Raw genomic sequence first — 22081 nt, 5'->3', positions numbered from 1 at the left:
ACCTAAGGCTATGTTAGCCAATATACTCGCTGCTTAGGTGTCTTCCGCTGCCTGGAGCGGCTGCTTGGCCACCTTTTCGATGTGCAGCTCCAAGTAGCCGGTGGCTGGATCCAGTTGGCGGGAGAAGCGATACTCCAGGCTGTCGGCGAGGACAATTTCGGCAGTGGTGTAGATGAGGCAGCCAGGGCGCAGGTGCCCTCCCCAAGTTCGGCCCTGGGCATTGGCAACGGCAAGGTGAAGATGGACGCCGTCCGGGCAGAGGGATCCGCTCAGGGACAGGATCTCCAGGGGCTCGGCCAGCAGGCAATCCTCGGTTTGGTCGGCCAGGCGCAGGGTGGCTTGGCGGAGGCTGCCAACGGCGCTGAGAACAAAGCCTGCCTGCAGGGGCTGTTGGCGGGCAAAGCGCTCCAGCTCCTGCTTCAGGTCTTGTCCGGGCAAGAGGCGCAAGGGGTAGATGCGCAGGGATCCTGGGGGTAGAGGCTGGGGGCGGCTAGCAGCGGAGATCCCTGGTCGCCAGCCCGGCTTGACCACCGGGTAAGCGCGGGCGATCACCAGGCAGTCGTCGGGCACAGGGTAGCGGGCAGGGATGGTGGAACCGGCGGCGATGGTGACATCGGATCCTATCTTGAGGGGAGCCACCAGTACCGAGTTGGCCCCTGTCTTGCTGCGATCGCCGATTTCCGTGAAGTGCTTCTGCTGGCCGTCGTAGTTGGCAATAACCGTGCCGGCGCCGATGTTGACCTGGGATCCCAGCTTGGCGTCGCCTAGATACGCCAGGTGGGCAGCATTGGTGTGGGATCCAATCTGGGTGTTTTTGACTTCCACAAAGTTGCCGATGCGGCAGCCGTCGCCAATGCAGCTGTTGGGGCGGATGTGGGCGTAGGGCCCTACCCAGACGTGGTTGCCGATCTGGCTGTGGCTGACCACCGAGTAGAGGATGTGGCAATCGGAGCCGATGGTGCTGGACTCAATCCAACTGCCCGGCCCCAGACGGGTGCGCGGCCCAATGCGGCAGGGTCCTCGCAGATGGGTTTGGGGCTCGATCACCACATCGGGGGCCAATTCCACCGTCTCTTCCAGGCTGACGCTGTCGGGATCCACAAAAGTCACCCCCGCCTCCATCCAGGCCTCTTTGAGGCGCTCTTGAAGAATCTGGTGGGCCTGGGCCAACTGGCGGCGGTCGTTGATGCCGACGATTTCCCGCGGATCCTCAGCGTCCAGGGCGATGGCTTTCTCCAGCAGTTTAACTGCGTCGGTGAGATAGTACTCCTGCTGGGCGTTGTTCCGCCCTAAACTCGGCAGCACCCGTGCCAGGGCCGGCCAATGGAAACAGTAGACGCCACTGTTGACGCGGCGATTTTGCCGCTGGGCCGGGGTGCAGTCGCGCTCTTCCACCAGCTCCAGGATTCGCTGCTGGGCGTCGCAAAACACCCGCCCATAGCCATAGGGATCCGCCACCTGAGCCGAGAGCAACGTCACATCCGGCTGGACTTGGCGGTGGCGTTCTAGCAGGGCCTGCAGGGTTTCCACCCGCAACAGAGGCACATCCCCGTTGACCACCAGCAGATCCCCCTGAAAGTCGCCTAGAACAGGCAAAAGCTGCTGCACCGCATGTCCGGTGCCCAACTGCTGGGCCTGCTCTACAAACTCGACGGGATACTCTCGCAGAGTCTGTCGCACCTGCTCCTGTTGGTAGCCCACGATCACCAGACAGCGCTGGGGCTCCAGAGACAGCACTGTGCGCAGCAGCCGCTCGATCAAAGACAAGGATCCCAGCTTGTGCAGAACCTTGGGCAATTGCGACCGCATGCGGGTGCCCTTGCCCGCTGCCAGGATCGCCACCGCTAGCTCCCGCTCCGCCATTTTTTGCTTTCCATCTGCCCCCATCAAGTATAGGCGGAAGGCGCTTGGAGCTTGGGTTCTCTCTCCCTCTGCCAAGGACTTGGAAACTGCGCTAGCCTGGTGGCAGGTGTAGGTAGGGCAGAGCATGGCCGAGGGCCGAGAGGCGCCCCCACCGCCACGCCAGCGGCTGGTTCGCGAGGCAGCCGGTTGGTTGGCAGTGCTGGGGGTGGTGATCCCGGGATTGCAGCGCTTCTACATGGGCCACAAGCGCTGGGGGTGGGTGTACTTGCTGGTGGGGCTGATGGTGTGGGTTCCCTCTCTTCCCCTGCAGATCCTCAGCTATGGGCTGCGGGCTCTCTGCTTGCTGGAGGGCCTGTGGTTGCTCACCATGACCAATGAGGACTTCGATTTCCGCTTCAACCGGGATCTCCTCGAGCTGGAATGGACCAGTGCGAAAAGTCGGGAAGTCCGGGATCCCGAGCAGCAGTTGGAGATCCAGTGGAAGCAGGGCCTGCTCACCCGCGCAGAATATGAGGAACGCCGCCAACACCTTCGGGGGCATCCCAAAGGCCACTAGAGGTTGACCAAGAAAACTGGGTACAAGCCCCGCCCTTTAGGGCGGCTTTTGCTAGACTGCAACAGTCGCTCCATCCATTCATACATAAGAAGAGTGCAGCGTGCAGTCAAACGTATCTGGGCTCCGGCCCAGTAGTTGGGGTTGTGGCATCCCCCATAGGGCCGAGGTTCAAACCTCATGCTCTTTCGCCTACAGCGGCGCGGAGCGCTTTGTAGCTCAGCCGGCAGGATTCATCCTGCTGTCTGAGAAAGAATCCCTGTCCTTTAGGGCAGGGAGAATGTCAATTTCGCGCTTTGGTTAACGACCTCATGCCCTCCCCAAAGGCAGGACACAGCCGCGGGCCGCGCACACGGCGATTTGCAGAGCCTGCAAAAGTGCGGTTTGCGCTGGCTGAAGCCATAATTGGAAGGTGGCCTGCTGGCACCCCCTTGGGAAGGTTCCTGGCTGACGCTTCGCTTTGTCTTGAGGATCTAGTGGCCATGTATAGCAACCGTCGTGGTTTTCTGCGCTGGATAGCGCTTGGCTTGGGCGCGCTAGTGGGCCTGCTGCCTGCTTTGACGCGGCGCCGTTTCGACCGGGCCCTTGCGCAGGGCGCCCCTGCCAGTCCCAGGGCTGCTGAGCCGAAATTTGTAAAGGTTGCAACCCTTGCTGATCTGGTGAAAGGTCCCCTCAAGGTGAAAAACGCCTTCGGCAACAACACTGCCACGCTGTGGCTGGTCAAGGATCCCAAAAAAGCGGACTCGGTACTGGCTCTGGACGCAACCTGTCCCCACGCTGGCTGCGAGGTGGACTGGCGGGGCAAGAACTTCGTCTGCTCCTGCCATGGCTCAGCTTTTGCTGCTGATGGCAGCCGTATTCGCGGCCCAGCCGATGCCGACCTAACTGCCTACAAGGTTAAGGTCGAGAAAGAGGAAATCTTCGTGTCTAGAACCTGATCCCCCCCTCAGGGATTAACCCAGCTCAGCAAGGGGTTGGGCCGGAAGGCTGCATGGGTCGTCCTCACTGCTTCCTGTTTGTTTCCACCCCCGTTGGGCCTCTTGGGTCGGGGGCGGGCGGTGGGGTGGAGCTCAACCTTGTCAACTTGGCGCGTAGCCTGCTTGAGAGAGGGGCCCAAGTGCGCGTGCTAGCGCCTGAGGGATCCCACAGTGCTGACTTGCCGGAGGGAGTTATCGAGACCGTCCCAGGCCTCCCCCCGCCCTATGCCCAGAGCCAGCGCCGCGACCAGCCGGTCTGTTTTTCCACCCCTTCTCTGGTGGCCAACCTGTGGCAGCGAGCTGCCCAACTGCAGGAGCAGTTTGAGCTTATCGTGAACTGGAGCTACGACTGGCTCTCGTTCTACCTGACCGATTTTTTCCGCACACCGGTGGCCCATATCCTCAGCATGGGATCCCTTAGCGATGCTGTGGATCAGGTCCTGGAGCACATTGCCCATCGCTACCCAGGTCGGCTGGCGGTGCACTCGCGAGCCCAAGCCCAGACTTTTGCCTTTGCCCGCGCCCAGATGTCGGCAGGCCGGGATCCCTTTGTCTATTTGCCCTGTGGCGTCGACCTCAGCCGCTACGAGTTTGTGCCCAAGGGGAACGGATCCCTGTGTTGGATTGGCCGCATTGCCCCGGAAAAGGGCCTGGAAGACTGCGCCGCCCTGGCGGAGAAGACGGGAAGGCCAGTGCTGATCCTGGGCCACCTGCAAGACCCGGCCTACTGGCAGCAGATTCGGGAACAGTACCCACGGGCTCAATTGGACTACCGGGGGTTTTTGCCCACCTCCCAGCTGCAGCGGCTCTTGGGCCAATGCTCGGCCTTGATCATGACCCCCAAGTGGGTGGAAGCCTTTGGCCTGGTGGCGGTGGAAGCTTTGGCGTGCGGTGTGCCCGTGATCACCTACCGTCGCGGCGGGCCGGCGGAAATTGTCAGCGATGGAGAAACTGGCTGGGTGGTAGAGCCGGACGATGTGGCGGCCTTAGCAAGGGCCGTAGAACACTTGGATTGCATCGACCGCAGCCGCTGCCGACACCGCGCAGAACAGCACTATTCCCTCCAGGGCATGACAGAGCGGTTTTTAGCCTGGAGCAAGCAAATTGGCCGGGATCCGATCCCGGCAGCCCGCTAGAGAAGAGACGGGCAGTGGTACTATTGGATTTTGATGCCTGGGGCCGGCTGACCAGCCCACTCACGCCAACACTTCGACTTACGACGGGGAAACCACCATGACAACGGAGAAAGGATCTGTTGCGCTAGCACGACCAGAGGTTCGTCGGCGGTCACAGGTTCTGGGAACGCAGGTGATTAGCCAAGCCAATGGGGCCCGGCTCGGAGTGGTTAGCGAAGTTTGGGCAGATCTGGAAGCTAGGCAGGTCCTGGTGCTGGGGGTGCTGGAAAGAGCCTTTGCTGGATCGCCCCGTTTACTAGAGCTGCAGCAGGTCACAGCCCTAGGGCAAGACGCTATCCTCGTCCCCAGCGATGAAGTCTTCGAAGACTTGAATTTGGAGGGTCTCAGCCGGGTAGTCGGCAGCGAAGTGGTAACGGAAGAAGGGATCCGCCTCGGTAAGGTTAAGGACTTTGAGTTTAACTCTGTCTCTGGTCTAATCAGTGGCTTAATCCTCTCCAGCCTTGGCCTCACCTTTTTGCCTGGCTTTATCCTCAGCACTTATCTGCTTCCTGCTGATGAGATCGTCTCCGTAGGCGGCGATCGCCTCATTGTGGCTGATGGCGCTGAGACCCGCTTGACCCAACTGGCCAAAGGAATCTTGGAGACCCTGGGGCTAGGCAAGCCCCCCTGGCTAGCTGCAGGCGCCCCTGCCCCTGCCCTGCCTAGGTCTACCGCTGAGGCTGAGGCGGAGGAACGCTACGAGGAAGCCTACGCCGAGGAATACGCAGCGGAAGAGACGGAGGAAGAGGACGTCTACGCCGAAGCAGAGCCTGAACCCCCACCCCCTCGGCCCGCGTCCTCTCCTGTCTCTGAACAACCGGCGTGGGAACAGGAGTATCCCCAAGAAGAAACTTCCCCTCCTTCTCCTGAGCCAGCTCCCCCTCCCTCCAGGGATAGCGATCCCTGGGAAGAGAATGCTGGAGAACCAGCTTGAGCGGCCGAGTGGGTACCCACCTTACCTAGCAGTGGGCTGGGCTTCAGCAACCCCCAGGCAAACTGCCCTGGATGCACATAAGCAAAGCGAGGGGTTTGTGGAGATGACTGCCCCCTCGCGCTTCCTTCTCACCCGCCCCAGCAGGATCTGGAAAACACCTACTCATTTTTCTTAAGGCGGTAGGTAATCCGCCCCTTGTTGAGGTCATAGGGGCTGAGCTCCACCTTTACCCGGTCGCCGGGCAGGATCTTGATGTAGTTGCGGCGGATCTTGCCCGAGATGTGGGCGAGAACGTTAAAGCCATTGTCCAGGTCCACCCGGAACATGGCATTGGGTAGGGATTCCGTAACTACCCCTTCCACTTCAATAGCGTCTTCCTTAGCCAAGTAGCCCTCCTTCTCAGACAACGCAACTCTATGGCCCTCCCCTCTCCTGTTAAGAGGGGGTTAAGAGCCGAAACAATACTCCACCTCTTCTATCCTAGCTGTTGCAGTCCTTCATGGGGGAACTCTCTAGGACTGAAAGGGGGTGCGATCTGTCAAAATCTCAGCGCCGGCCTCGGTAACCAGAATGGTGTGCTCAAACTGGGCTGACCAGGAGCCATCCACTGTTACCACCGTCCAGCGATCCGGCAACACTCGCGTGGCCTCTCCCCCCGCAGTGACCATTGGCTCAATGGCCAGCGTCATGCCGGCGCGAAGCTTGGGATTGGGCAGCTCAGGGGTGCGGTAGTGAGGAAACTGCGGCTCTTCGTGCAAGTTGCGACCCACGCCATGGCCAACGTACTGCCTCACCACGGAGTAGCCCCGCCTCCGCACATAGTCTTCAATGGCACCTGAGACATCTTGCAGCCAGACCCCATGGCGAACGTGCTCGATGCCTACCTGTAGGGCTTGGGCCGCTGTGTCGATGAGGTCGCGGGCGGCATCGCTGAGGGGCTCTAGGCCAATGGTGATGCAAGAATCCGCATGCCAGCCTTCCACCATGGCGCCAAAGTCCACCTTGACGATGTCTCCTGGCTGCACCACTTTGCGGGGGCTGGGGATCCCATGCACCACTTCATGGTTGATGCTGACACAGACGCAGGCGGGAAAGCCGTAGTAGCCCTTGAAGCTGGGCAGGGCATTTAACTCCGCTACCCGCCGCTCAGCGTAGGCATCGATGTCTGCGGTTGTCCAGCCCGGCTCCAGGCGCTCGGCAATTTCCTGCAGCACCTGGGCCACCACTCGCCCAGCCCGCCGCATCTTCTCCACTTCCCGGCGAGATTTGATTTCACCAAGCTGCAGGCCTCGCCGCGAAGACCCCAGCCCCGGCTTGCTGGCCTTGGTCATGCCGTCCTCCTACAGCTCTCCAAAAGGGCCTGTAGGTGCTGCTGGACCACTTCCATCGGCTGGTTGCCGTTAATCCGCCGCAAACGGCCCTTAGCCTCGTAAAAATCGATTAGGGGAGCGGTTTGCTGCCGATACACCTGCAAGCGTTTGAGGATGACGGCCTCATCAGCATCGTCGCTGCGCCCCTGCTCCTTGCCGCGAGCCAACAGCCGCGCCACTACTACCTCGTCGGGCACTTCTAGGTTGAAGACGTGGTCGTAGTCTTGCCTCAGCTCCTGCAGCAGCTCTTCCAGAGCCTCTGCCTGCGCCAAGGTGCGGGGAAAGCCGTCTAGGATCCAGCCTTGCTCCGGCGACCGCTGCAACTGGCCTCTGACCATCCCAATCAATACCTCGTCGGGCACTAGCTCCCCTGCATCCATGTACACCTTGGCTTGCCGCCCCAGCGGAGTCTGGGCTTTGACCTCTGCCCGCAGCAGATCGCCTGTAGAAATTTTGAGTGTGTGGTAGATGGCTGACAGCCGCTCCGCCTGCGTACCCTTGCCTGCTCCTGGCGGTCCCAAGAAGATTAGCCTCAGCACTACTGCTTGACCATCCCTTCGTAACGCTGCGAAATAACGTAAGTCTGGATTTGCTTGGAGGTTTCAATGGCTACCCCCACCAAAATGAGCAGCGAGGTGGCTCCCAAGCCTTGGAAAGTGGTAATGCCGGTTGCCCGCTCTACTGTCGTGGGAATAATGGCCACCGCACACAAAAACAAGGCCCCCAGCAGTGTCAGCCGGTTGAGGATCCCTTCGATGTACTCAGCCGTGGCCTTGCCAGGACGCACGCCTGGAATGCTGGCACCCAGTTTCTTCAAGTTCTGGGCCAGTTCTACTGGATTGATAATCAAGGAAGCGTAGAAGTAGCTGAAGAAGAGAATGAGCAGGAAGTAGAAGGGGATGTAAAACCAGGAGGTAGGGGAGAGGAGGTTGGCCACCTGAATTAAGGCTGGGCTCTGCGTATACTGGGCCAAAGCCCAAGGTAGAGACAGCACCGAGTAGGCAAAGATGATTGGCATCACCCCCCCCTGGTTAAGCCGCAGGGGCAAGTAGCTCTTCTGCTCGCGGAACAGCTTGTTGCCCACCTGGCGCTTGGCGTAGATGATGGGAATTTTGCGGCTGCCCTCCTGGACAAAGACAATGCCGACAATGGTGGCTAGGAAAACAGCCGTCAACACCAGGATACCCCCAATCGTGCTGCTGTCGGCGCGAACCAGGCTAATGGTTTGACCCAGGGCGCGCGGCAACGTGGCAACAATGTTAACGAAGATCAACAGCGACGGCCCGCTGCCCACCCCCTTCTCCGTGATCATTTCCCCCAGCCACATGACAAACATGGAGCCTGCTGCCAGCGCCAGGGTGGTAGAGGCCATAAAGGCCAGCTCGTTGCTGGTATTGGCAAACTCCCGCACCCAGAAGGAGATGCCAATGCCTTGGATGATGGCCCAGAGAAGGGTGACGTAACGGGTGTACTGGGAAATCTGCCGCCGGCCCTGCTCCCCCTCGTTTTTCTGCAGGTTCTCCAAGGCTGGGATGGCTGAAACCAGCAGTTGCATGATAATCGAGGCGTTGATGAAGGGCAGGATGCCGAGGGCAAAGACCCCCAAGGCAGAAATGCCGCCCCCCGAGAAGATATCCAGAAAGCCAAACACTGGGCTGTTGGCCGCCTCAGCAGCAAAGCGAACTCGGTCAATGCTGGGGATGGGAATATAGATGCCCAGCCGCACCAACAACAACAAGCCCAGGGTCAGGAGCAGACGGCTGCGCAGGCCCGAGGCCATCGCCATCTGCATGAAAGTCTCTTGAGCGGAGGGAGTAGAGCCTCGTGTGTCAGCCATAGATTTAGCAAAGAGCCAGGTGAGCTACCTTACCACTCTACGCTGCCGGTGGGGAAGTCGGCAAAACCAAAATTGCCGCCAACCTAGGAGCGAGCGGGCCGGGATCCCACAATCTCCACTCGGCCTCCGGCAGCCTCCACTTTGGCTTTGGCCGAGGCAGTAATGGCAGCAGCCCGGATGGTCAGGGGCACGCGCACTTCCCCGTCCCCTAAGATCTTCAGCGGGCCGTCGTTGGTGGTCACGATCCCCAACTCCATTAGGCTTTCTAGAGTCACCTCGCTGCCAGCAGGCAGGGTTGCCAGAGCGCGCAGGTTAACCAGGGTGTACTGCGGGCGACGTACGTAGCGGGGGAAATGCTTGAGCTTGGGCAACCGCCGGTAGAGGGGTGTCTGACCTCCCTCAAAGCCTGGTCGAGGGCCTCCTCCGCTGCGGGCTTTTTGGCCTCGCATTCCCCTGCCGCAGGAACCTCCCTGACCAGCAGCAATACCACGGCCCAGCCGCCGCCGCCGCCGCTTCGAGCCTGGTTGGGGGCGAATATCTTCCAGTCGCATACTAACCTCCTACTGACTAAACAGGCGGCGCACGTCGATCCCTCTATCTTCAGCTACCTGTTCAAAGGTGCGCATCCGCCGCAGGGCGTCAATGGTGGCACGGGCGTTGTTGAGAGGGTTTCTGGAGCCTAGCTGCTTGGCCAAGGCATTGCGCACCCCTGCCAGTTCTAGAACGGCGCGCACCGCCCCCCCAGCAATGATCCCTGTGCCAGGAGCTGCCGGCATCACCAACACGGTAGCCGCACCGCCAGAGCCTCGCATGGGGTGGGGTACCGACAAGCCCTTGGTCAGGGGCACCTCAATCAAGTGCTTTTTGCCGTCTACTACTCCCTTGCGCACTGCTCCGAGCACATCGTTGGCTTTGCCCACGCCAACCCCCACCTGTCCACGCTCGTTGCCCACTACAACCACCGCGCGGAAGCTCAGCTTTTTGCCGCCCTTGACCACTTTGGAGACGCGTCGGATCTGGATAACCCGCTCCTGCCACTCGCCGGTTTGTTCTTCGCGGCTCTTTTTGCTTCTGCGAGGTTCTTTTTGCTCAGCCATATGCCGTTTTCTCAGAAACTAGAACTGTAGGCCTGCTTCTCGGGCAGCTTCTGCCAGGGCCCGAACCCGTCCGTGGTAGAGCTTGCCGCCGCGGTCGAAAACGACTCGAGAAATGCCTGCCTGGAGGGCTCGCTGAGCAACCGCGCGCCCCACAATTGCAGCAGCCTCTCGGGTGGCTGTGCCAACCCCTTGGAACGCTCCCCGCAGCTCTCTGTCCAGGGTGGAGGCAGAAACCAGAGTACGTTGGGCTACATCGTCGATCACCTGAGCATAGATGTGGCGGTGGGATCGAAACACAGCCAAACGGGGCCGCTCGGGAGTACCGGAAATCTTGCGGCGAATGCGGCGATGGCGGCGTTGGGTTGTGAGTTTGCGGTTGGCTTTTATTTTCATGGCTATTTCTTCCCTTTGCCGGACTTACCTGCTTTGAGACGGATTTGTTCCCCGAGGTAGCGGATCCCTTTGCCCTTGTAGGGCTCGGGCGGACGCACAGCTCGAATGCGGGCTGCTGTATTGCCCACCAGTTCTTTGTCGATGCCCGAGACCACGATGACGTTGTTGCCTTCTACCGAAATTTGGATCCCGGGCGGGAAAGGGATCTCCAGGGGGTGGCTGTAGCCGACGTTTAGGATCAACTTGTTGCCCTGCGTGGAAGCTCGGTATCCCACGCCCACCAGTTCCAGCCTGCGCTCAAATCCCTTGGATACTCCATCGACCATGTTGGCAATCAAGGTGCGGCAGAGGCCGTGCAGCTGGCGGGCCGGACGAGACTCGTTGACCCGACTGACTAGGAGTCTTTGGTCTTCTTGACGCACGGCAATCAAGGGAGGCAAGGTGCGCAGTAGCTGCCCCTTCGGGCCTTTGACCGAGATCTGTTGACCCTCGATGTGAACCTCAACCTTGGGGGGAAGGGGAATGGGGCGTCTGCCAATACGAGACATGGAGGCACTCCTGACCAGAGAAACCTTAATAGACGTAGCAGAGCACTTCGCCGCCGATGCCCCGCTTGCGAGCCTCCCGGTCGGTCATAATGCCGCTGGAGGTGGAGATGATGGCAATTCCAATTCCTCCCAGCACCCGGGGCAGTTCTTTATGGCCGCAGTAAACCCGCAGGCCAGGCCGGCTTACCCGCTTGAGGCCATTGATGATGGGTCGGCGGTCTTTGCCTTTGCCTTTGTACTTCAACTGCAGCACAATCCGCGCTTGGATCCCTTCTCCCTCCTCCTTCCAGCTGCTGACAAAACCTTCCTCGTGGAGAACGCGGGCAATGCTGCGGGTCATGCGCGTGGCCGGGACCGCCACCGATTCGTGCCGAGCCATAGTGGCATTGCGAATGCGGGTGAGCATGTCGGCAATCGTGTCGTTGGTGTGGGCCATGGGTGGGTTAGTGCTCCTGGGAAGATAGTTGAGGGAATTGTGGGTAGGGGTAAGCCTAAGAAGCAAAGGGCATGCCAAACTCCCTAAGCAGGGCACGGCCCTCTTCGTCGGTCCTAGCGGTGGTGACAATGCAGATGTCCATGCCTCGAATCTGGTCAACGGCGTCGTAGTTGACTTCGGGAAAGATCAGTTGCTCGCGAATTCCGAGGGTGTAGTTGCCGCGCCCGTCAAAGGATTTGGGGTTGACGCCGCGGAAGTCGCGAATGCGGGGCAAAGCCAGGTTGATGAGGCGATCCAAGAACGCATACATCCGCTCCCGCCGCAGGGTTACCATCAGGCCAACGGGCATGCCCTTGCGGATCTTAAAACTGGCAATGGCCTTCTTGGCGCGGGTAATTACAGGGCGTTGACCAGTAATGGCGCTAATTTCCGCAATGGAAGATTCCAGGGCCTTGGCATTTTGGGAGGCCTCTCCCAAGCCGCGGTTGATGACAATTTTCTCCAAGCGAGGCACTTGGTGGATGTTGGTGTAGCCCAACTCCTTTTGCAGCTTGGGAACGATGACCGTGTGGTAGAGGACTTGCAGACGTTGGGGCATGGTAAGTTCTCCTTCCTGCTCTGGGCTGGGTCAGAGCTCTCGAAATCTCTAGTCAAGGATCTCGCCGGTTTTCTTGAGAACGCGGACTTTGCGGCCATCAGCGGTAATTTGGTAGCCGACCCGGCTGGCAACCTCGTGCTTTTTGGAATAAAGCATCACCTTGCAGGCGTGGATGGGGGCTTCTTTGGTCTCAATCCGGCCCTTTTCGCCTTCCCGTTGGGGCTTGCGGTGGTAGGTAACGATGTTAACTCCTTCCACCAAAACCATGTTGCGTTCAGGAAAGACCCGCAACACCTCGCCGACTTTGCCTTTGTCGTCACCCGAAATTACCTGGACGAAGTCCCCTTTTTTGATGCGCATCTTATAGCGCAGACTGTTGCGGTGCTTGCGAACGCCAGGTTGGCGGAGAAGTCGTCGGATTTGGCTGGGCTTAAGAGGGCGAACCATTACAGGACCTCCGGCGCAAGCGAGATGATCTTGGTAAAGTTTTTCTCCCGTAGCTCGCGGGCTACAGGGCCAAAGACGCGGGTTCCCCGGGGGTTGCCATCGTTGTTGATGATCACGGCAGCGTTGTCGTCAAAGCGGATGCAGGTACCATCAGGGCGGCGCACCGTGTCCACCGTGCGGATGACAACGGCCCTGACCACATCGGATTTTTTAACTGGCATGTTGGGCAGAGCCTCTTTAACAACACCAACAATCACATCGCCCAGGCTGGCATAGCGACGGCCGCTGCTGCCCAGGACGCGGATGCACATGAGCTTGCGGGCGCCGGTGTTGTCGGCTACCGTGAGCATGGTTTGCTGTTGAATCATAGCTTCTTCATCTCCCGTAGGATCTCAACCACCCGCCAGCGTTTGGTACGGCTGAGGGGACGGGTTTCGACGATGCGCACCAGATCCCCTTCTTGACAGCGGTTTTCCTCGTCGTGGGCTTTAAACTTTTTGGTTTTGACGACGATTTTGCCGTACTTTGGGTGGGCAACCCGGTTTTCTACGGCAACAACCACCGTCTTTTGCATCTTGTTGCTGACAACAACGCCAATCTTTTCGCGAGCAGGCATTACTCCTCCTTCTTGACCTGAGTTGAGGGCAAGGATTTGCCACGTTTGCGCTCTGCCTCCACGGTCAGCAGTTGAGCTAGCTTGTGCTTGCGCAGGCGAATGAGGTGGGGTTGAGTAAGCTGCCGTGTGGCTTGCTGCAGACGCAACTCGAACAGCTCTTTTTTGACGGCGTAGATCTCTTGGGCCAATTCTTCGTCTGATAGGGCGCGTGCATCGGCAATTTTGGGCATGGGCATGGTAACTTTCCTCCTCTAGCTAGCGCTAGCTGCTACTTCCGGAGATTCTGCAGTTGCTTCCTGAGCAGGTTCTGGCTTCTCAAAGTCAGCTTTGGTTACAAACTTAACTTTGATGGGAAGCTTGTGAGCGGCCAGGCGCATGGCCTCCCGGGCTGTTGCTTCAGGAACTCCCCCCATTTCAAAGAGGACGCGGCCTGGCTTGACGACGCAAACCCAGTACTCGGGGTTGCCTTTGCCGGATCCCATGCGGGTTTCGGCAGGCTTCCGGGTAACGGGCTTGTCGGGAAAGATGCGGATCCAGATCTGGCCTCCCCGCCGAACGTAGCGGCTCATAACCCGACGGCTGGCCTCGATCTGTCGTGCGGTAATCCAAGCGGGCTCTAGGGCCACAAGGCCATATTCCCCAAAGCTGATGCGGTTGCCACGGGTTGCCTTGCCCTTCATGCGCCCACGCTGCTGCTTGCGGTATTTGGTTCGTTTGGGGCTTAACATGGCCGCTCCTTGAGTAACTGCAGTAGGGGTTCCGCTCTTGGCCCTCAGGCCTTGGCTGAGCGGTCTTCAAAGGTAGGCCGCCGCCGTTGCTGCCGACGCTTGGCCGGCTGCAAGGAAACTTTGGGTTCGAGGCTTTCTTGGCCAGGAAGGATTTCTCCTTTGAAGACCCAGACCTTGACCCCAATGACGCCATAGGTGGTCTGAGCAACGCGCTCGGCATAGTCAATGTCTGCCCGCAGAGTCTGCAGAGGGATCCGGCCTTCCCGCGTCCACTCGCTGCGAGCAATCTCAGCACCGTTTAGCCGCCCGGCAACTTGAACCTTGATCCCTTGCACGCCAGCCCGCTGGGCTCGTTGGATAACCTGGCGGACAATGCGACGAAAGGCAATCCGCCGCTCCAACTGCTGGGCAATGTTTTCCGCCAACAACGTTGCCTCCGCATCAGGACGGGTAACCTCGACTACATTGATGCGGATGGTTCTATTGGGGCTGCCGCGCAGGCTTAGCTCTTTTTGCAAGCCCTGGCGCAGCTCTTCAAGGCCGGACCCCCCACGGCCGACCACGACACCCGGTCGTGCAGCTCGGATTTCCAGGTCAATCTGATCGGCTTTGCGCTCAATCTGAATGTCAGCTAGACCAGCGTTGCTCAGCTTCTTGGTTGTATAGGTGCGGATGAAATCGTCCTCCTGCAGCAGGGCTGGGTAGTGAGCTGGGTCGGCAAACCAGCGGCTGCGGTGTTCCTTGATAATGCCGAGGCGCAAGCCGAAAGGGTGGATCTTCTGGCCCATGGTACGCGGTTAAAGGGTAGAGGTCGGGAAATTTAGGGAGCCGTCTCCGCCTTAGCTTCTAGAGGCCGGACAGCAATGGTGATGTGGCAGGTGCGCTTGCAGATTGGGTAGGCCCGGCCCTGGGCGCGGGGGCGATACCGCTTCAGCGTCGGCCCCTGGTCAGCGTAGGCTTTGCTGATGACAAGATTGCGGGGATCCAGGCCGTTGTTGTGTTCGGCATTGGCTACCGCTGAGCGCAGCACCTTGCGCACCGGCTCGCAGGCAGCGTAAGGCATGAACTCCAGCAGAATTAAGGCATCGGCATAGGTGCGCCCCCGGATTTGGTTGAGGACGCGCCGCACCTTGTAGGGAGACATGCGAACGTAACGGGCTACCGCTTTAACTTCAGGGGAAGGATCGGCCATGGCGTTCTCCTCTTCCTTGCTGAATTCAAGAGCGGGCAGCTTTCTTGTCGCTGCCGGCGTGGCCGCGGAAGGTGCGGGTGGGGACAAACTCCCCCAGCTTGTGACCCACCATCTGGTCAGTGATGTAGATGGGCACATGCTGCTTGCCGTTGTAAACGGCAATGGTGTGACCAATCATCACAGGGAGGATAGTGCTGGCCCGCGACCAAGTTTTGATCATTTGCTTCTCATTGCGCTCGTTGAGCTTCTCGATTTTGCGAAGCAGCTTGGCATCTACAAACGGACCTTTTTTAAGAGAACGTCCCATAGGAGTTTCCCCCTCTAACAACTTGGTTCAAGCTCAAGCAATTCGGTAGGCAGCAGGTGGCTGGCCTGGCTGCTACTGCACCGCCACCCCGCCCTTGTCCCGATGCCCACCCCGACGGCGACCGCGCACGATAAACTTGTTGCTGGGCTTGTTGCGCTTGCGGGTTTTGTGCCCCAGGGTAGGCTCACCCCAGGGGGTAACGGGAGTACTGCGGCCAATGGGGGCTTTTCCTTCCCCACCGCCGTGGGGGTGATCCACAGGGTTCATTGCTGAGCCCCGCACGTGGGGACGGCGACCCAGCCAACGGCTGCGTCCCGCCTTGCCGAGGCTGATGTTGTTGTGGTCCACATTGCCTACTTGACCGATGGTGGCATAGCATTCCCCTCGAATCATGCGAACCTCGCCCGAGGGCAGCTTTAGGGAGACGTACTTGCCTTCCTTGGCTACCACCTGGGCGCCAGTTCCGGCAGCGCGAACAAGTTGTCCGCCGCGGCCGGGATAGAGCTCGACGTTGTGGACCACCGTCCCCAGGGGGATCCGCTCCAGGGGCATGGCGTTGCCCACCTCGAAGGGAGCTTCAGGCCCAGCCATGATCGTGGCTCCCACCTGGATGTGGCGAGGGGCAAGGATGTAGCGCTTCTCGCCATCGGCGTACTCCACCAAGCAGATGCGGGCGCTGCGGTTGGGATCGTACTCGATGGTCTTGACGGTGGCCGGGATCCCGCGTTTGTCGCGGCGGAAGTCGATGATGCGGTAGAGCCGCTTGTGGCCGCCGCCCCGGTGACGGCAGGTGATAACGCCGCGGTTGTTGCGGCCTTTTTTGCGGTGGATAAATTGCAGCAGCGACTTCTCCGGTCGAGGTCGCTTGCCGTTTTCATCCCGCGACAGCTCCTCAAAGTTGGAGACTGTCATGTGGCGGGCGCTGGGGGTGTAGGGTCGGAACGTGCGAATGCCCATGGCTCAACCAGAAGGGTTAGGTTTCAGGGAAGAGGACGATGGAATCGCCTTCGGCCAAAGTTACCACCGCTCGCTTGGGACGGCTGCGGTAGCCGACAAAACGACCTACCCGCCGCTGCTTACGGGGCAGCTTCAGGGTGTTGACGGAAGTAACCCGTACTCCAAACATTTCCTCAACAGCGGCCCGGATGAGCGGCTTGGTGGCGTTGGGCATCACTTCAAAGACGTATTTGCGCTGCTCCATCAAAGCCGTCGTCTTCTCGGTAATAACGGGGCGCAACAGGACATCAGCCAGAATTCGCTTGCTCTCCGTCATCGTCCTCCTCCTTTTCCCCTGCGGCTTTCGGCTTCTTCTACGGCTCTTCTTGTTCAACTGGCTGAGCTTCTTGCTCTGCGACCTGAGCCTGATCCTCAAGAGGATTGGCTTGGTCTGGAGCGGCGGCTGCTGCGCTAGATCCCCAGCGGGCTTTGAGTTTCTCTAGGGCAGAGGTGGTGATTAGCACCCGATCGACCTTGAGCAGATCGAAGACGTTGAGCTGATCTAGCCCAATGAGCTTGACGCGGGCAATGTTGCGCACAGCTCGCTCCACCATTTCCGAGCGCTCGGCAACAATCAGCAGAGCCGATTGATCCTCCCTCACTCCCCAGCGCAGCAGAGCTTGGGCCATAACGCGGGTCTTGGGCGGGTTAAGCTGATCCTGGAAATCCTCCACCACGATTAGGTCTTCCACCCGGCCTTGCAGAGCAGTGCGCAGCGCTAGCTGGCGCTCTTTGCGATTCATGGCCAGGTTGTACTCCCGCTTGCGGGGGCCAAAGACTACCCCACCCTTGCGCCAAAGAGGAGAGCGGATGGAGCCAGCGCGAGCCCGCCCGGTGCCTTTTTGCCGCCACGGCTTGCGCCCTCCGCCGCGCACTTCAGCCCGCGTTTTGGTGTGGGCATTGCCCTGGCGGGCGTTGGTCATCTGACGGCGCAAAGCTAGGTAGAGAACGTGACTAGCCGTCTCGGGGCGAGCCACCTTGAAGCTCAGCTCCGCGCTGCCCACGGTTTCCCCTTGCCAATTCTTCACCACACAACTTGCCATGGCTCCCTCCGCTAGAGTCTCTTGCCCACCTGTTTGGCAGGGGTGATCTCCAGTAGCCCTCCCTCCACGCCGGGGACTGAGCCTTTGATTACCAAGAGATTCCGCTCCGGATCCACCTTCACCAACTCCAGCTTGCGGATCGTGACGCGGCGACCGCCCATCCGGCCAGCCATACGCAGTCCTGGAAACACGCGGCCAGGCCTCGTGCCAGCGCCAATGGAACCCGGCCGGCGGTGGTTCTTGGAGCCGTGGGACATGGGGCCCCGGCCAAAGTGGTGCCGCTTCTGGTAGCCGGCAAACCCCCGCCCGATAGAGGTGCCAGCCACGTCCAGTAACTGACCAGGAGAGAAGATCTCAACAGTGATCTTCTGCCCCAATTGGTAGGCTTCTGGCTGGTCGACCCGAAACTCGCGCAGGTAACGCAGCAGCTCCGTCACTCCCGCTTTGCGCAAGTGGCCGCGCTGGGCTCGCGTCAGGTGCTTCTCTATGGTGGGCCAGTAGCCCAACTGCACCGCGTTGTAGCCGTCCGTGGCTTGGGTTTTAATTTGGGTTACGGTGCAAGGCCCGGCCTGCACGACGGTCACGGGAATGGCCAACCCTTCCGGAGAGAAGATCTGGGTCATGCCAACTTTTCTTCCAAGGATGCCAAGCGCCACAGAAACCTCCTCTCAAGCCTGCGCGGCTTGCTTTGTTGCTTTCACAGCTTGCAACCGGTTCCCTAAGCCAAATCCAGGCAGTAGGCGCGGCGGCAGAAAACCTAGGATAGCGAAGACTGCCTGCCCAGGCAAAAAAGCCGTAGAGAGGGAGCGCCTGTACCCCAACGCTCCCGCAGCGCCAATAGCGCTGCCCTTTTTGCCTGATGACCTTGACGCCAAACTGCTTCTAGGGGCTGCTCAGACTTGCCTGCAAAGAGGCAGTATCTGCGCTAGCAGCACGCTAAGTTGCCGAGAACCGTTGTTGCTGCGGGCGGATTCAATTGACAACAGTACTACATCATAATGAGGTGACAGGCTGCTTGTCTAGGTTTTGCTAAAAAATGGGTTCAGCACCTGGGAAAGCCACGCTGGGAGACAGAGAGTTTCAGAGCGTGATGGGGTGGGCGCGCAGTGGGCTGACCCAGGCTTGTGTGGATCGCTACTGGCATTTGCTGCAGGCCGGGGCCAATCCGGCGCGGATCTTGTTTTTGGTGCGCAGCCGGCGGCAGAGGGCGGAGGTGCTGCGGCGCCTGCAGGCGCTCAGCTCGGGTTTGGTGGGCCCGTGGCGGGTTGAGACGTTTTTGCAGCGGGTGGGGCGCGCTTTGGCTGAGTATTGGCCGCAGGTATGCGCTCGCGTTCCCCAGTTGCCGTGTTCGTTTGAGCCTGTGCTTCTGGCTAAGGATCTCACTCAGTTTCTCTGTGGGCGAGTCTGTGCGTTGTGCCCGCGGCATGGGGAGGTCTTTGCGAATATTGGGCTGGACGAGTTCCAGATTTGGGATCAAGTTAGCAGCGCTGCCTATATTGCCGGAGCTTCTGGCTTGACGGCAGAGGCGGTGGGATCCCGGCTAGCAGCAGCTTGGCCGGAGAACAGGGATCCGGCCCGGGCAGAGGCCCTGGGAGCGCTGGGCTGCTGTGTAGAGCGACTATGGCAGGCGGGGCTGCAGTTGGGAGCGCTGGATTTTGGCCTGCAAATTCGTCTGTTTCAGGAGCACATCCTGCCCTTGGCGGAGTTTTGGCAGGAGTGGGATCACCTCATCGTGGACCAGGCGGAAGACAGTTGCGGGGTGGCGCTGGAGTTTTACCGCCAGGGGCAAGCCCACCTGCAGAGCCAATTCTTCAGCTACACCCTCGGCGGCGGGATCTCTTTGACGGCAATCCCGGAGGCAGTAGCCTGCTTTCTCCTGGAAAACACGCAGGTTCGGTTCCCAGAAGCCAGCTCCTGTAGCGCAGCCGGCCTGGTCCGCTTGGGGCTGCAGATAGCGCGGGCTGTGGCTCCCCAGCTTTCCTCTCGGCTGCCAGAACCACCGGCAGGGAGGCTGCCGAGGGTGGAAGTGCTGGAGGGAGAAACCCCCCTTGCGGCCCTAGAGGCTATGGTTGCCCAAATCCGACAACTTTTGGCAGCAGGGATCCCTCCCTCTCGCATCGCCGTCCTGCTGCCTCGCATGGATGCCGGGATAAGCCTAAGCCTCCAGGAGCAGTTGCCGGAGGTTTTGCCCATTGCTCCCTTCCCCGCTCTCATCCGCTACCCCCTGGTGCGGGCTCTCCTGACGGCAGCAGAAGTGGCCCATCCCCACTGGGGAGCATTTCCCACCTTGCCAGCCTGGCGGCTGCTGCTCAGCAGCGTGTTGGATCTGGATCCCATTCGAGCAACGCTGTTGGCTGAAGATACCCTGGATCTGGTGGGACGTTCCCTACGGCCCAAAACCGCCGTGCGGCAGCCAGAGCGGGTGGGCTTTGCCAACTTGGAGCGCTACCAGAAGCTGTTGGATTGGCTGCGCAGCTACCGGCCTGGGCCTTCCTTGGCAGCTTTCTTCCAGCGCTTCTTTGCCGAGCACCTGGTCACTGCTTCCCCTCAGGATCAAGAGCTGCTGCAGTTGCTAACGGATGCAGCCCAGCGATTTCGCCGCGCCTTTCCTACAGCAGGGGATCCTGCCTTTTTGGCCATGATTCGCTCGGGACAAACCCCTAGCAACAGCCGCTTTGAGCCCGACTACTCCCGCTACCTGGTGGTAGCCACGCCAGCCGCCTACATCCATCGCGGCTTGGAGGCCGACTACCAGTTTTGGTTTGACATCACCAACCCCAGCTGGTCCCCCTCCCTCTGGCGCGGGCTCTACAACAGCCGTGTGCTGACACCGGAATGGGATGGGGGAGTTTTCGATGCGGCTCGGGATCGAGAGGCACGCCAGCAAGTCCTAGCTCGCACCCTGCTCAACCTCTGCTGCCGAGCACGGCAGGGCCTGTGGCTGGTGCGCTCCACTTTTAACTACCGCGGCGAAGAGAACACCGGCACCTTAGACTTGCTGGTGTTGAAGGCGGCAAAAGGTACGGCTTGCTCTTAGGGGCGGGACTGGGTCAGGTGGCTGACCTGCGGCTGGGTAGCAGGGGACAGACGGGGGTAGTTCGAGCACTTCCTCACTGCTTTTGGGTTAGCTTTGGGGTGAGTTTCCTGGCGCTAGGAGCGGCCGATGGATTCCGCCACCTTTTTGGAGCGCTACGGATTCGAGCTGCAGGGTCAGACAAGCCAGAGGTGGGTAGATCGCTGGAGCAGGCAGTTCCCAAGCCCTTGGATCCCAGCCGCTTTGCTGGAGGCCCTCTACCAAGGCCGCTACAAGGCCACGTCCGTAGAACAGATCCTCCGCCTCTGGCAGCGCCGCGGTGCTCCCCACCTCACCTTTCCCCCGGAAATGAGCCGATCCCTGTGGCGAGAACAAGAAGAGCTGATCCGCTCCTTGAGTCCAACTGCCGCCAGCTTCCTTGTCCGACCTCCTTCACCTCTTTCAGCCTCCTCTGGCAAGGGATCCCGCTTTGCGGAGGAAGCTGCCATTTCCCTTGAGCTGTTGTTAGCAGAGCTGCAGGACCTTCCCCCCAAGCTCCGCCACCTGCTCCGGGAGCTGCAGCCCGCCTCCCTTGCCTGCGAGTCAGAGCTCTCGGTTACCCTGGAGCTCCAGCCTGTCGACTCTCCTGCTCCTGCTTCCCTGGAAGAACCTCAGGTTTCCCCCTCTTGCTCAGGGCAGGGCGACACTTGAGCTGGAGAGAGCTTCCTCGCGCAGCAGGTCGGCTTTGTCGGTGCGCTCCCAAGGCAGGTCCAGATGGGTTTGCCCGAAGTGGCCGTAGACGGCTACATTTTGGTAGAAGCGTCCCCCTCGCTGCCGGGGTAGCTCCTGCAGTTGAAAGTGGGCCAGAATAGCTGCTGGCCGCAGGTCGAAGTGGCGCTGCACCAGCCGCAGCAGCTCTTCGTCAGGGATGCGCCCTGTGCCAAAGGTTTCCACCAACAGGTTGATGGGCCGAGCCACTCCAATAGCGTAGCTGACCTGTACCTCGCATTTCTGGGCCAGGCCGGCAGCCACGATGTTTTTGGCAACATAGCGGGCGGCGTAGGCCGCGCTGCGATCCACTTTGGTGGGATCCTTGCCGGAGAAAGCGCCACCCCCATGGCGGGCATAGCCCCCATAGGTATCGACGATAATCTTGCGCCCTGTCAGGCCGGCATCCCCCTGGGGGCCGCCGATGACGAATTTGCCGGTGGGGTTGGTGAGGAAGCGGGTATTGCTGTCAGGTTTGATGGGCAGCTCGGCAAACACAGGCTTTACCACCGCCTCCCAGAGATCGGCGCGGATGCGCTCTTGCACTGCCGTCTCTTCCGTAATGTCGCCGATGGTTGGCGTGTGCTGGGTGGAGATGAGCAGGGTGTGGATGCCCACTGGACGCCCCCCCTCATAGGCTACCGTTACCTGGGTCTTGCCGTCAGGGCGAAGATAAGGCAGGGTACCGTTCTTGCGAACCGTAGCCAACTGGCGGCTGAGGCGGTGAGCCAAGCTGATGGGCAGGGGCATCAGCTCGGGGGTCTCGTTGCAGGCAAAACCAAACATCAAGCCCTGATCGCCAGCTCCCAGCAGGTCGAATTCATCTTCCCAGACGGTGCGACTTTCCAGTGACCTGCTCACCCCTTGGGCAATATCGGGAGATTGCTCATCGAAGGCTACTAGCACCGCGCAGCTGTCTGCAGAGAAGCCATTCTCGGCATCGGTATAGCCAATTTCGGTCAGCTTGTCCCGCACCAAGCGCGTGAAGTTGACATGCGCCTTCGAGGTGATCTCCCCCGTGAGGATCACCATGCCCGTGCTCACCACTACCTCTGCCGCCACCCGGCTGGAGGGGTCTGCTGTCAAAAGGGCATCCACAACAGCATCGGAGATCTGATCGCAGATTTTGTCGGGATGCCCTTCCGTCACCGACTCGGAAGAAAACAGGAATGACTTAGACAAGGAACCTC

General features: G+C 60.1%; 29 protein-coding genes and 2 pseudogenes. 6 read left to right on the top strand and 25 right to left on the bottom strand.

Annotated features, from left to right (window positions below; all coding sequences use genetic code 11):
- Window positions 1-33: 33 nt before the first annotated feature.
- Together NW806_RS05555 and glmU are read right to left on the bottom strand one after the other, a co-directional pair.
- A complete protein-coding gene (locus NW806_RS05555) occupies window positions 34-531 on the bottom strand; it encodes a PPC domain-containing DNA-binding protein (protein ID WP_414404953.1) in 498 nt (165 codons plus the stop codon).
- Window positions 514-1863 (bottom strand): annotated as a pseudogene (gene glmU / locus NW806_RS05550) (bifunctional UDP-N-acetylglucosamine diphosphorylase/glucosamine-1-phosphate N-acetyltransferase GlmU); the annotation flags it as partial. The pseudogene glmU and the gene NW806_RS05555, both read right to left, overlap by 18 nt.
- Before the next feature lie 124 nt (window positions 1864-1987).
- Here glmU and NW806_RS05545 point away from each other — a divergent pair.
- The 4 genes from NW806_RS05545 (at window position 1988) to NW806_RS05530 (ending at window position 5502) form a co-directional block, all read left to right on the top strand.
- A complete protein-coding gene (locus NW806_RS05545) occupies window positions 1988-2419 on the top strand; it encodes an SHOCT domain-containing protein (RefSeq protein ID WP_414346902.1) in 432 nt (143 codons plus the stop codon).
- 479 nt (window positions 2420-2898) lie between these two features.
- Window positions 2899-3354 (top strand): ubiquinol-cytochrome c reductase iron-sulfur subunit, encoded by a 456-nt coding sequence (locus NW806_RS05540; RefSeq protein WP_414404817.1) that lies wholly within the window; start codon window positions 2899-2901, stop codon window positions 3352-3354.
- 53 nt (window positions 3355-3407) lie between these two features.
- Entirely contained in the window at window positions 3408-4529 is a 1122-nt protein-coding gene (locus NW806_RS05535; RefSeq protein ID WP_414410326.1) for a glycosyltransferase family 4 protein, read from the top strand.
- Between the two features lie 97 nt (window positions 4530-4626).
- Window positions 4627-5502 carry a PRC-barrel domain-containing protein gene (locus NW806_RS05530; protein ID WP_414410325.1) on the top strand — a complete coding sequence of 292 codons (876 nt, stop codon included), beginning with the start codon at window positions 4627-4629 and terminating at the stop codon, window positions 5500-5502.
- Window positions 5503-5660: 158 nt separating this feature from the next.
- Here the strand turns inward: NW806_RS05530 and infA are convergent, their stop codons facing one another.
- The 22 genes and pseudogenes from infA to rplC all read right to left on the bottom strand — a co-directional run bounded on the left by infA (window position 5661) and on the right by rplC (window position 17766).
- Window positions 5661-5888: a translation initiation factor IF-1 gene (infA, locus tag NW806_RS05525; protein WP_414394403.1), complete on the bottom strand. Its 228-nt coding sequence runs from the start codon at window positions 5886-5888 to the stop codon at window positions 5661-5663.
- 126 nt (window positions 5889-6014) lie between these two features.
- A complete protein-coding gene (map, locus tag NW806_RS05520) occupies window positions 6015-6833 on the bottom strand; it encodes a type I methionyl aminopeptidase (RefSeq protein WP_414410324.1) in 819 nt (272 codons plus the stop codon).
- Window positions 6830-7411: an adenylate kinase gene (locus tag NW806_RS05515; protein ID WP_414410323.1), complete on the bottom strand. Its 582-nt coding sequence runs from the start codon at window positions 7409-7411 to the stop codon at window positions 6830-6832. Before NW806_RS05515 ends, map begins: the two co-directional genes overlap by 4 nt.
- Window positions 7411-8709 carry a preprotein translocase subunit SecY gene (secY, locus tag NW806_RS05510; RefSeq protein WP_414394246.1) on the bottom strand — a complete coding sequence of 433 codons (1299 nt, stop codon included), beginning with the start codon at window positions 8707-8709 and terminating at the stop codon, window positions 7411-7413. Before secY ends, NW806_RS05515 begins: the two co-directional genes overlap by 1 nt.
- A gap of 83 nt (window positions 8710-8792) precedes the next feature.
- A complete protein-coding gene (gene rplO, locus NW806_RS05505) occupies window positions 8793-9260 on the bottom strand; it encodes a 50S ribosomal protein L15 (protein ID WP_414394244.1) in 468 nt (155 codons plus the stop codon).
- A gap of 9 nt (window positions 9261-9269) precedes the next feature.
- A complete protein-coding gene (gene rpsE / locus NW806_RS05500) occupies window positions 9270-9806 on the bottom strand; it encodes a 30S ribosomal protein S5 (protein WP_414410322.1) in 537 nt (178 codons plus the stop codon).
- A gap of 18 nt (window positions 9807-9824) precedes the next feature.
- Window positions 9825-10193: a 50S ribosomal protein L18 gene (gene rplR / locus NW806_RS05495; protein ID WP_414394401.1), complete on the bottom strand. Its 369-nt coding sequence runs from the start codon at window positions 10191-10193 to the stop codon at window positions 9825-9827.
- An 8-nt stretch (window positions 10194-10201) separates the two neighbouring features.
- Window positions 10202-10747: a 50S ribosomal protein L6 gene (rplF, locus tag NW806_RS05490; RefSeq protein ID WP_414410321.1), complete on the bottom strand. Its 546-nt coding sequence runs from the start codon at window positions 10745-10747 to the stop codon at window positions 10202-10204.
- A gap of 25 nt (window positions 10748-10772) precedes the next feature.
- Window positions 10773-11183 carry a 30S ribosomal protein S8 gene (gene rpsH, locus NW806_RS05485; protein WP_414394238.1) on the bottom strand — a complete coding sequence of 137 codons (411 nt, stop codon included), beginning with the start codon at window positions 11181-11183 and terminating at the stop codon, window positions 10773-10775.
- Between the two features lie 55 nt (window positions 11184-11238).
- On the bottom strand, window positions 11239-11781 hold the full coding sequence (gene rplE / locus NW806_RS05480) for a 50S ribosomal protein L5 (protein ID WP_414410320.1): 543 nt from the start codon (window positions 11779-11781) through the stop codon (window positions 11239-11241).
- A 48-nt stretch (window positions 11782-11829) separates the two neighbouring features.
- Entirely contained in the window at window positions 11830-12228 is a 399-nt protein-coding gene (gene rplX / locus NW806_RS05475) for a 50S ribosomal protein L24 (protein WP_414394234.1), read from the bottom strand.
- Entirely contained in the window at window positions 12228-12596 is a 369-nt protein-coding gene (gene rplN, locus NW806_RS05470) for a 50S ribosomal protein L14 (protein WP_414404825.1), read from the bottom strand. Before rplN ends, rplX begins: the two co-directional genes overlap by 1 nt.
- On the bottom strand, window positions 12593-12844 hold the full coding sequence (gene rpsQ, locus NW806_RS05465) for a 30S ribosomal protein S17 (RefSeq protein WP_414394231.1): 252 nt from the start codon (window positions 12842-12844) through the stop codon (window positions 12593-12595). Before rpsQ ends, rplN begins: the two co-directional genes overlap by 4 nt.
- The gene (rpmC, locus tag NW806_RS05460; RefSeq protein WP_414394229.1) at window positions 12844-13080 is read right to left on the bottom strand and encodes a 50S ribosomal protein L29; all 237 of its coding nucleotides are present in this window, start codon (window positions 13078-13080) and stop codon (window positions 12844-12846) included. Before rpmC ends, rpsQ begins: the two co-directional genes overlap by 1 nt.
- Before the next feature lie 15 nt (window positions 13081-13095).
- Window positions 13096-13572: a 50S ribosomal protein L16 gene (gene rplP / locus NW806_RS05455; protein WP_414404826.1), complete on the bottom strand. Its 477-nt coding sequence runs from the start codon at window positions 13570-13572 to the stop codon at window positions 13096-13098.
- 44 nt (window positions 13573-13616) lie between these two features.
- Entirely contained in the window at window positions 13617-14360 is a 744-nt protein-coding gene (rpsC, locus tag NW806_RS05450) for a 30S ribosomal protein S3 (protein WP_414410319.1), read from the bottom strand.
- A 32-nt stretch (window positions 14361-14392) separates the two neighbouring features.
- Window positions 14393-14764 (bottom strand): 50S ribosomal protein L22, encoded by a 372-nt coding sequence (rplV, locus tag NW806_RS05445; protein ID WP_414410318.1) that lies wholly within the window; start codon window positions 14762-14764, stop codon window positions 14393-14395.
- Window positions 14765-14789: 25 nt separating this feature from the next.
- Entirely contained in the window at window positions 14790-15071 is a 282-nt protein-coding gene (gene rpsS / locus NW806_RS05440; RefSeq protein WP_414394222.1) for a 30S ribosomal protein S19, read from the bottom strand.
- A gap of 72 nt (window positions 15072-15143) precedes the next feature.
- Window positions 15144-16028, bottom strand: coding sequence for a 50S ribosomal protein L2 (gene rplB / locus NW806_RS05435; protein WP_414410317.1), 885 nt, complete (start codon window positions 16026-16028; stop codon window positions 15144-15146).
- 16 nt (window positions 16029-16044) lie between these two features.
- Window positions 16045-16344, bottom strand: a complete 300-nt coding sequence (locus NW806_RS05430; RefSeq protein ID WP_414359244.1) for a 50S ribosomal protein L23 — start codon at window positions 16342-16344, stop codon at window positions 16045-16047.
- A 136-nt stretch (window positions 16345-16480) separates the two neighbouring features.
- Window positions 16481-17110 (bottom strand): annotated as a pseudogene (gene rplD / locus NW806_RS05425) (50S ribosomal protein L4); the annotation flags it as partial.
- A gap of 11 nt (window positions 17111-17121) precedes the next feature.
- The gene (gene rplC, locus NW806_RS05420; RefSeq protein WP_414410316.1) at window positions 17122-17766 is read right to left on the bottom strand and encodes a 50S ribosomal protein L3; all 645 of its coding nucleotides are present in this window, start codon (window positions 17764-17766) and stop codon (window positions 17122-17124) included.
- Between the two features lie 380 nt (window positions 17767-18146).
- Between rplC and NW806_RS05415 the strand changes: the two genes are divergently transcribed.
- Both NW806_RS05415 and NW806_RS05410 read left to right on the top strand, forming a co-directional pair.
- Window positions 18147-20147, top strand: a complete 2001-nt coding sequence (locus NW806_RS05415) for a hypothetical protein (protein ID WP_414410315.1) — start codon at window positions 18147-18149, stop codon at window positions 20145-20147.
- 126 nt (window positions 20148-20273) lie between these two features.
- A complete protein-coding gene (locus NW806_RS05410; RefSeq protein ID WP_414410314.1) occupies window positions 20274-20834 on the top strand; it encodes a hypothetical protein in 561 nt (186 codons plus the stop codon).
- Here NW806_RS05410 and metK read toward each other — a convergent pair.
- Window positions 20814-22073, bottom strand: coding sequence for a methionine adenosyltransferase (gene metK / locus NW806_RS05405; RefSeq protein ID WP_414410313.1), 1260 nt, complete (start codon window positions 22071-22073; stop codon window positions 20814-20816). The two genes, NW806_RS05410 and metK, sit on opposite strands and share 21 nt — an antisense overlap.
- Window positions 22074-22081 lie beyond the last annotated feature (8 nt).

The organism is Synechococcus sp. W65.1, from assembly GCF_047461615.1.
Lineage (GTDB): Bacteria > Cyanobacteriota > Cyanobacteriia > Thermostichales > Thermostichaceae > Thermostichus.
The sequence above is the reverse complement of the archived record's forward strand: the minus strand, read 5'-3'. Positions and strand labels throughout refer to the sequence as shown.

Bases quoted from the DNA above. Each gene is read 5' to 3' on its own strand.
- rpsS (WP_414394222.1), bottom strand. From the start codon at position 15,071: ATGGGACGTTCTCTTAAAAAAGGTCCGTTTGTAGATGCCAAGCTGCTT.
- rpsH (WP_414394238.1), bottom strand. From the start codon at position 11,183: ATGGCCCACACCAACGACACGATTGCCGACATGCTCACCCGCATTCGC.
- NW806_RS05540 (WP_414404817.1), top strand. From the start codon at position 2,899: ATGTATAGCAACCGTCGTGGTTTTCTGCGCTGGATAGCGCTTGGCTTG.
- rplF (WP_414410321.1), bottom strand. From the start codon at position 10,747: ATGTCTCGTATTGGCAGACGCCCCATTCCCCTTCCCCCCAAGGTTGAG.
- rpsC (WP_414410319.1), bottom strand. From the start codon at position 14,360: ATGGGCCAGAAGATCCACCCTTTCGGCTTGCGCCTCGGCATTATCAAG.
- NW806_RS05415 (WP_414410315.1), top strand. From the start codon at position 18,147: ATGGGTTCAGCACCTGGGAAAGCCACGCTGGGAGACAGAGAGTTTCAG.
- rplN (WP_414404825.1), bottom strand. From the start codon at position 12,596: ATGATTCAACAGCAAACCATGCTCACGGTAGCCGACAACACCGGCGCC.
- NW806_RS05530 (WP_414410325.1), top strand. From the start codon at position 4,627: ATGACAACGGAGAAAGGATCTGTTGCGCTAGCACGACCAGAGGTTCGT.
- rplV (WP_414410318.1), bottom strand. From the start codon at position 14,764: ATGGCCGATCCTTCCCCTGAAGTTAAAGCGGTAGCCCGTTACGTTCGC.
- rpsQ (WP_414394231.1), bottom strand. From the start codon at position 12,844: ATGCCTGCTCGCGAAAAGATTGGCGTTGTTGTCAGCAACAAGATGCAA.
- NW806_RS05430 (WP_414359244.1), bottom strand. From the start codon at position 16,344: ATGACGGAGAGCAAGCGAATTCTGGCTGATGTCCTGTTGCGCCCCGTT.
- rplE (WP_414410320.1), bottom strand. From the start codon at position 11,781: ATGCCCCAACGTCTGCAAGTCCTCTACCACACGGTCATCGTTCCCAAG.
- NW806_RS05410 (WP_414410314.1), top strand. From the start codon at position 20,274: ATGGATTCCGCCACCTTTTTGGAGCGCTACGGATTCGAGCTGCAGGGT.
- rplO (WP_414394244.1), bottom strand. From the start codon at position 9,260: ATGCGACTGGAAGATATTCGCCCCCAACCAGGCTCGAAGCGGCGGCGG.
- secY (WP_414394246.1), bottom strand. From the start codon at position 8,709: ATGGCTGACACACGAGGCTCTACTCCCTCCGCTCAAGAGACTTTCATG.
- rplB (WP_414410317.1), bottom strand. From the start codon at position 16,028: ATGGGCATTCGCACGTTCCGACCCTACACCCCCAGCGCCCGCCACATG.
- rplX (WP_414394234.1), bottom strand. From the start codon at position 12,228: ATGGTTCGCCCTCTTAAGCCCAGCCAAATCCGACGACTTCTCCGCCAA.
- rpmC (WP_414394229.1), bottom strand. From the start codon at position 13,080: ATGCCCATGCCCAAAATTGCCGATGCACGCGCCCTATCAGACGAAGAA.
- map (WP_414410324.1), bottom strand. From the start codon at position 6,833: ATGACCAAGGCCAGCAAGCCGGGGCTGGGGTCTTCGCGGCGAGGCCTG.
- NW806_RS05535 (WP_414410326.1), top strand. From the start codon at position 3,408: ATGGGTCGTCCTCACTGCTTCCTGTTTGTTTCCACCCCCGTTGGGCCT.
- rpsE (WP_414410322.1), bottom strand. From the start codon at position 9,806: ATGGCTGAGCAAAAAGAACCTCGCAGAAGCAAAAAGAGCCGCGAAGAA.
- rplP (WP_414404826.1), bottom strand. From the start codon at position 13,572: ATGTTAAGCCCCAAACGAACCAAATACCGCAAGCAGCAGCGTGGGCGC.
- NW806_RS05545 (WP_414346902.1), top strand. From the start codon at position 1,988: ATGGCCGAGGGCCGAGAGGCGCCCCCACCGCCACGCCAGCGGCTGGTT.